The organism is Haliscomenobacter sp. (assembly GCF_040403615.1).
GTDB lineage: Bacteria > Bacteroidota > Bacteroidia > Chitinophagales > Saprospiraceae > Haliscomenobacter.
The window spans coordinates 5,116-11,081 of record NZ_JBBAKG010000036.1; the positions used below are offsets into that span (position 1 = coordinate 5,116).

The 5,966-nt window shown below is 45.2% G+C and carries 13 protein-coding genes; all 13 read left to right on the forward strand.

Annotation, left to right across the window (positions count from 1 at the left end; genetic code table 11):
* The first annotated feature begins 494 nt into the window (after window positions 1–494).
* Window positions 495–791, forward strand: a complete 297-nt coding sequence (locus ABW391_RS13320; RefSeq protein WP_353482370.1) for a hypothetical protein — start codon at window positions 495–497, stop codon at window positions 789–791.
* Window positions 792–807: 16 nt separating this feature from the next.
* Window positions 808–1,164 (forward strand): hypothetical protein, encoded by a 357-nt coding sequence (locus tag ABW391_RS13325; RefSeq protein WP_353482371.1) that lies wholly within the window; start codon window positions 808–810, stop codon window positions 1,162–1,164.
* A complete protein-coding gene (locus ABW391_RS13330) occupies window positions 1,142–1,996 on the forward strand; it encodes a metallophosphoesterase (protein ID WP_353482372.1) in 855 nt (284 codons plus the stop codon). Before ABW391_RS13325 ends, ABW391_RS13330 begins: the two co-directional genes overlap by 23 nt.
* Window positions 1,969–2,175, forward strand: coding sequence for a hypothetical protein (locus ABW391_RS13335; protein ID WP_353482373.1), 207 nt, complete (start codon window positions 1,969–1,971; stop codon window positions 2,173–2,175). The genes ABW391_RS13330 and ABW391_RS13335 overlap by 28 nt, the downstream gene beginning before the upstream one ends.
* Entirely contained in the window at window positions 2,175–2,327 is a 153-nt protein-coding gene (locus ABW391_RS13340) for a hypothetical protein (protein ID WP_353482374.1), read from the forward strand. Before ABW391_RS13335 ends, ABW391_RS13340 begins: the two co-directional genes overlap by 1 nt.
* Window positions 2,311–2,583: a hypothetical protein gene (locus tag ABW391_RS13345; RefSeq protein WP_353482375.1), complete on the forward strand. Its 273-nt coding sequence runs from the start codon at window positions 2,311–2,313 to the stop codon at window positions 2,581–2,583. The genes ABW391_RS13340 and ABW391_RS13345 overlap by 17 nt, the downstream gene beginning before the upstream one ends.
* 10 nt (window positions 2,584–2,593) lie before the next feature.
* Window positions 2,594–3,307 (forward strand): hypothetical protein, encoded by a 714-nt coding sequence (locus ABW391_RS13350; protein ID WP_353482376.1) that lies wholly within the window; start codon window positions 2,594–2,596, stop codon window positions 3,305–3,307.
* A 242-nt stretch (window positions 3,308–3,549) separates the two neighbouring features.
* Entirely contained in the window at window positions 3,550–3,792 is a 243-nt protein-coding gene (locus tag ABW391_RS13355; RefSeq protein WP_353482377.1) for a hypothetical protein, read from the forward strand.
* On the forward strand, window positions 3,765–3,983 hold the full coding sequence (locus tag ABW391_RS13360; protein ID WP_353482378.1) for a hypothetical protein: 219 nt from the start codon (window positions 3,765–3,767) through the stop codon (window positions 3,981–3,983). Before ABW391_RS13355 ends, ABW391_RS13360 begins: the two co-directional genes overlap by 28 nt.
* A gap of 12 nt (window positions 3,984–3,995) precedes the next feature.
* Window positions 3,996–4,235: a hypothetical protein gene (locus tag ABW391_RS13365; RefSeq protein WP_353482379.1), complete on the forward strand. Its 240-nt coding sequence runs from the start codon at window positions 3,996–3,998 to the stop codon at window positions 4,233–4,235.
* A gap of 80 nt (window positions 4,236–4,315) precedes the next feature.
* Window positions 4,316–4,552 (forward strand): hypothetical protein, encoded by a 237-nt coding sequence (locus ABW391_RS13370; RefSeq protein WP_353482380.1) that lies wholly within the window; start codon window positions 4,316–4,318, stop codon window positions 4,550–4,552.
* Window positions 4,549–4,896 carry a hypothetical protein gene (locus ABW391_RS13375; protein ID WP_353482381.1) on the forward strand — a complete coding sequence of 116 codons (348 nt, stop codon included), beginning with the start codon at window positions 4,549–4,551 and terminating at the stop codon, window positions 4,894–4,896. Before ABW391_RS13370 ends, ABW391_RS13375 begins: the two co-directional genes overlap by 4 nt.
* A 106-nt stretch (window positions 4,897–5,002) precedes the next feature.
* Window positions 5,003–5,966 (forward strand): hypothetical protein (locus ABW391_RS13380; RefSeq protein WP_353482382.1); only part of this gene is annotated, 964 nt, incomplete at its 3' end.

Genomic DNA, 5,966 nt, shown 5'->3' on the forward strand with positions numbered 1-5,966 from the left:
GGGTTTTTTCTTGACTGAATATTACAGATACTGTATAATAGTAACATGCTTAAAAAACTCTTTGAATCATGGGGTAGGTACCGTATTATTATGGACCGGGTTGACAATCAACCATACTTGGAACGCTACTATGTGTTTCTCCGGAATCGTGAAAGATTTCCGTTCAATGTGTTTGTACATAAGTTTTTAAAATCAGATACTGAAGATGTGCATGATCATCCTTGGCCGTTCCTGACTGTGATTCTTCGAGGTGGCTACTGGGAGTGGCGACCACAGTTTGATGCTGAAGGTCAAAAGGTCGGAGAGATTGCCCGTTGGTGTGGACCTGGCAGCGTTCGTTGGGCCAGTGCCTGTACCTATCATAGGGTAGAACTGGATCCAGATGTAGAATGTTGGACCTTGTTCTGCCCAGGACCCAAGCAACGTGATTGGGGATTCTTGGTCCAGAACCAGTGGATACAATGGGAACAATATTTGAAACAAAGGAAAACAGTATGAAGTGGTTGAAAAGCATAGTAGTTAAGTGGGTTCGCGAAGACTGGGAAGAGACAGGCAATGCTACCAATGAGGTGCTGTCAATGACCAAGCCAAGTAGATTGGTTGCCCGTGAACATGACTGGCATGAAAATCTCAGCTTGTCAATTACCACTGCCAATGGTGGAAAAATTGTTTCGTTTAGGCGCTATGATCACAAGACTGACCGCCATGACAACAAGATCTATGTTGTACCCGATGATCATGACTTCAACGCAGAGTTGGGCAAACTGATCACCTTAGAATCGATGAGATAATGAAAGTAAATATATCATGGAACTACTAAATTTTATACTTGATCTTGTGTTTTGGGGCATTGTGTCCTGGTTTGTTTTCACCTGGCTAGTGAGCCGTTATTTGGAGTCACGCCAAATTGGCCAAGTGGTTAGAGATCTTGATCATGAGCAACTGATCCCACTTACAGTAGAGGTTGACCAAGATCAGTATTTCTGCTATAATAGTATTACCAAAGCATTTGTGTGCCAAGGTTACAATTTGAAGGAAATTGTAGAACGTTTTCGACAACTGTATCCGGACAAGTCTGCCGCTATCTATGATGGTGATGAGACTGCGGTGCGTATCCTTAAAAGTCAATTGAAAGAACTCGGTGAAAATTTCTCTAGCGTCTGACATACATCTTGAATTCGGAGACCTTGATTTTATAAATGATCAAGGTGCCCAAGTACTGATCTTGAGCGGCGATATCTGTGTTGCTCATGATATCACACAACGTGATCCATACGGCGTGATGGGTCCAGAATATCGTAGCAATCGATTCCATGACTTCTTTCAACGCTGTCATGCTAGATTCCCACATGTGATTTACATTGTGGGCAATCATGAATATTACAATGGCGACTTTGCCACAGCCTTTGCACATCTTAAGGATGTGCTGGGCTACTTGCCCAACTTGCATGTCTTGGAAAAAGAATCTATCATAATCGGTGATGTTACATTCTTGTGTGGTACGCTGTGGACTGACATGAATCGAGAAGATCCGGATACCTTGTATCGTATTCGCAGTTACATGAATGATTTTAGAATCATCAAGGACAGTCGCCATCCTGTGCATTACAAGGACTCGGAAGGTCACCGTCACACACGTGATGGCAGATTCAGTCCCGAGGCAACTGTGGAAGAACACCGGGCCATGTTGAAGTTTGTGAAGGAGTCAATTGCGACCGACCCCACAGGTAAGTACGTGGTAGTTGGTCATCATGCACCCAGCAAGGCGTCAACTCATGCACAGTATGCAGATCAAACCATGGTGAATGGTGCTTACAGTTCAGACCTGGATCAGTTTATTCTTGATCGTCCACAGATCAAACTTTGGACACACGGACATACTCATCATGAGTTTGACTACATGATCGGCTCGTGCCGTGTGATGTGCAACCCACGTGGTTATGATGGATATGAACAACAGGCGGAACAATGGCGACTCAAAACAGTAGATATCTAAACTGGTTTCGATACAGTGGGATCAGTGTTATTGTTACACTGAATCCACTGCATTGGCGCTGGGTGCCTGGTGCTAGACGTGAGCCCAACGATGGATGGCCCAGTCCCAATGAACGCACCTGGAGTGTGGGTTGGTTGTTCTTGACCATACGTGGTTGGGTTGACAATGGTGATTGGTAATGCGAGAGCATGCAGAGTGGGTCGTACTTGCTGTGCTAATTGCGTCGGCTGTGATCAACAACTCGGTAATGGGGGAAGACAGTGAACGTGCGGTACTGGATCTGGTGCGAAACTCAAGTGGATACTTAATACGATATGGACAAGAAAACTAAAGAGTTAGCAGAACAAGCAGGCTTTGTACTGGATGACTTGCCAGACTCAGTACTACAGCCATTGGAAACATTTGCTGATCTATTGAGAACTGCCAACACTCGTGAAGTGATTGCATTGTGTGCCAACACAATTAACAATAACCTCAATGAGCAAAAGCAAAAAACAAAACATCGTTGGGACATTGTGGAAGCCGTTGTGATCGTAACAGCATTGGCTGCCTGGACCACCTGGTGGTACACTCAATTACACCCTTAAAGGATAACACATGAAAGTATACATTTCGAAATATCGAGATCACTGGATCTCACCTTACACCATGTTGGACTATGCGTTCTGGTGGACTGACTGGTCAAAGTGTGCTCGTGATAAGAGCATTCGCAGTCTTGAAGAAGAATGCCAGTATGTGGAACGTCCAGAGTGGTGTGACCGCTGGAGTGACCGTCTAACTCCTGTTAGCCGAGTGATTCAATGGGTATTGGATCGTGTGCATCCAAAGATTGACTATGTGAAGATTGACTACTGGGACACCTGGAGCATGGATCATACCTTGAGTCCTATTATTCTGCCCATGCTCAAGCAACTCAAAGCGGCCAAGCACGGTGCTCCTTTTGTGGATGATGAAGATGTGCCCGACCACTTGAAATCCACAGCCGCACCAGCCAAAGAAAACGAGTGGGACACAGATGCCAATCACTTCTTGCGTTGGGATTGGGCCATGAGCGAGATGATCTTTGCGTTTGAGTGCAAAACAGATGACTCCTGGGAAGATGCTTTCCGTTCGGGCGAACATGATATGTTGTGGGTACCTGTGGACCGGGACGGCAATGAAGTGCCTAAAGGTGAACACAAGCATTATCAAATGAAAGACGGCCCTAACAACACATACAAGTGCGATTACGAAGGTATGCAAGTGGTAGAAGCACGTATTCAAAACGGCTTCCGACTGTTCGGCAAATACTATCAAGCACTTTGGGATTGATATGGCATTCAAACACATGATCAGGGACATGATGACCTACGCTGAAAATTTGGGTGTGAAATTTACTCCCAACTCAATACCCCAGAGTGACTACGATGAGTGGAAAAAACAGTACACCTGGGACGCTCTCCATGACCTACGCTATGGACAAAGTTTCTGCAATTACTTTGGCATTACAGATCACAGAATCTTTTTTGAAAGAAACTGGCAAACTTGTGACACAGTGATTCAGCGAGAGTGGCTTGCAAGATCCTAACTTTCCACACGGTGCTCAAATAGCATGGGGCAGAGAGTATGACACAATCACAGCCTGGGACGCGATTGCCACCTGGGGCATAGAGTTTTTTGGCCTGCCTGGCGATCGTTATGTCACTGACATCAACATCAACGATATGACCTGGTGGTTCCGAGACCCACGTGATCAAACCCTGTTTGTTTTACGTAACGGCCTGGCTCGATGCATACAGTTAGAGTTGACAGCATAGAAGTCTTTGATGCAATTGACCTAAAGAATCAATTGCTCCAAACAGGTTTGATTATAGAGCAAGACTTTGAATGGGCTTGGATCACTGCTGAATACAACAACGTAGAAGGATGGACACGGCAGAAACATGCAGAATTTCGATTCTATGATCCGGCCTTGGCTACATTTTATCAGTTAAAATGGGCACGATAATAAGTATTGTTGATGAAGCGCACTCATGCACCCCTGTTTGAAATTCGTCCAGGCGACAGTTTTATCCATGCCCGGGAAATACGCAAACCCTTCGGTGAATTAGATCGTGTGTTGGCCTGGTGTAAAACTGAACTCACAGGTGAATGGCGTTGGCAACTTGTGTCTGGCAGCACAGACCAACGTCCTGGCCGCTACATTTTCTACTTTGATTCAGAGCGTGATCACTTTGCATTCACGCTGTACTGGCAGTAAAAACTAGTACTTTTGCTGTAATTGACAAATAATCTCAAATCCCGTATAATCAACACATAGCAACTTTAATAGGTGTCAATGTGAGCATAGAAATTAAAAATCTAACCCCCGAGCAGGTAGAAATGCTGGACGCCATGTGGGCCTGTGATAGTGCAGAAGAATATCTAGATTGGTACAATCTGTTGGATGCTGAAGATCAGGACATGGCCGATGTACTGCAACGCATGATCATCCTTGAGACCATGGATGAGATGTTGGAAGAAGTTTCTGGTGGCTACACCGACGTCAAATCTTACTTGAAAAAGTTTCAGCTGTGACCGACGAAGATATCCGTCAACTGGGCCACTTTGCTATCATGTGGGACTGTCACGGACTTGAAGTGGTAGCACGAGTTCCGGATCCTGCTGACACAACTTTTGCCCTGCTCAAAGGAGTTGAGCCACCGCGGCTACCTAACATCAAACACTGGGAATTGAGAGCACGTTATAACCCTCAGCGCCATTATGAAATCTACTTGATCAGTGCAGTAGACGGAATTGACGAAGATGATATACGTGAAATGTTTGAAGCGAATCCCCAGGAGGCAGCAGACACAATTCGACGCATTGGCCACAAAGTTTACAGTGACCGTAATCAGGAAAACAAAATTCTAATACGTTGAGGTTGACAGCATGGTGTATCTGCTATACAATACACACAAGCAAGTCAGGTATAGTACCAGACAGCTTATTACCCGACGTATTGCACGTCATTGAAAGGAAGTCAAAATGGCACAGAAGCGCCTAACACGCAAACTCACTGATGTGATTGCCGAAGTTGAAACACAACTCCGAGCACATTACAACGTCACTGATAGAGAATTAACAGCATGGCGAGCCCGTGCTCAAGCACTGGGACATCGATTTCCAGTCAGTGCTATGATTGCAATCGAAGACCTTTGGATTGATTATGAGGTCCAACGTGATGTCTTGCACAAGCACATTATCAACATCATGAAAAAATGGGATCCACGGATTTGCAGTCCAGGATCTGCTTGCCGCATGATTGGTGCCAGCCAAATCTTTTTATATGATGCTCAACACCGTACCATTGCGGCTGGTCTACTGGGCTACGCAGAAATTCCTTGTGCTGTGGTCGAAACTGATGATCCCAACTTTGCATCCTACGCATTTGAGATGCTCAACGACACTGGTGTTAAACGACTTACTCCTGGCGATTTGCATCGTAATGCCTTGGTGCGTTATAAAAATGGCAGCCGTGACAAGAAGGTTGTGGATGCTCGTACCATGCAAGATCAATTTGATATCGCAGGTATTGACTTGCAGGACAAAGGTTCACGTGCTTCAGATAATCTGCGTGGTGACAATGATTACTTTATGAGTCACTTTAAGTATGCGCAAAAAGGTATTGAAATCGATGACAGCGGTAAAGTATTGCTGGACATACTAACAGCCGTCAAAGACACATTTCCTTTGCAGGAAGAAATTGATCAAGGTTGCTACATTGGATTGTACGAGCTTCACCGTATCTCAAGCACCAATGCCAACAGCAAATTGCCTGCTGGTTGGATGAAGACAGTTCTGGAAGCAATCAAGCCCACGTTCAAAAGTTCCTCATTGATTCACGCCAAGGCCAAGGTACAATGGGAACACGTGAATCCAGGTGCAACTTGGTCAGCTCCCAGTGCCATGGCTAACTTTTTGCGTGAGTTATACATTCGCAATGGTGGTG